Source organism: Streptomyces sp. IBSBF 2435 (assembly GCF_036815005.1).
Lineage (GTDB): Bacteria > Actinomycetota > Actinomycetes > Streptomycetales > Streptomycetaceae > Actinacidiphila.
This window is the reverse complement of record NZ_JAJSYW010000391.1, coordinates 1-862: the sequence shown is the minus strand read 5'-3', so window position 1 is coordinate 862 and position 862 is coordinate 1. Positions and strand designations below refer to the sequence as shown.

Annotated in this window: 1 protein-coding gene; it reads right to left on the bottom strand. The window is 71.2% G+C overall.

The annotated features are described in order from the left end of the window. Positions 1-862: ketoacyl-synthetase C-terminal extension domain-containing protein (locus V7E46_RS33630; protein WP_333771941.1), on the bottom strand; the 862-nt coding region annotated here is incomplete at both ends.

Genomic DNA, 862 nt, shown 5'->3' with positions numbered 1-862 from the left:
CCCACCGGCCGCCGCACGCAAACCCGCCAACAGCTCCTCCCGGTCGGCACCCACCACCACCAACCGGTGGTCGAACACCGCCCTCGAACCGAGCAACGACCAGGCCACATCCACCGGACGCAGCGACGGATCGGCACCGACGTGCTCCAGCAACCGGGACGCCTGCTCCTGGGCGGCCTCGGCCGACTTCCCCGACACCACCCACGGCACTACGCGGTCGGCCTCGGCTGCTTCCTCACCCGCCACGCTTTCGGCAGCCGGGGGTTCGTCCGCCGGGGGTTCGTCCGCGCAGGCTTCCGCAGGTGCCTCGAGGATCACGTGCGCGTTGGTCCCGCTCACGCCGAACGCCGACACCCCCGCGCGTCGCGGGTGCCCGTTCTCCGGCCACGGCACCGCTTCGGTCAGCAGCCGCACGTCGCCCCGGGTCCAGTCGACCTGGGTGGTCGGCTCGGCGACGTGCAGCGTCTTCGGCAGCACACCGTGCCGCAGCGCCAGCACCATCTTGATCACACCACCGACACCCGCCGCGGCCTGGGCATGCCCGATGTTCGACTTCAACGACCCCAGCCACAACGGCCGATCCCCCGGCCGGTCCTGACCGTAGGTCGCCAGCAACGCGTCGGCCTCGATCGGGTCGCCCAGCTTCGTACCCGTGCCGTGCGCCTCGACCACATCCACATCCGACGCCGACAGACCCGCCGCCGCCAGCGCCTGCCGGATCACCCGCTGCTGCGACGGACCATTCGGCGCCGTCAAACCGTTCGACGCACCATCCTGATTCACCGCACTCGACCGGAAGACCGCCAGCACCTCATGACCGTTGCGCCGGGCCTCGGACAGCCGCTCCATCACGACGACACCC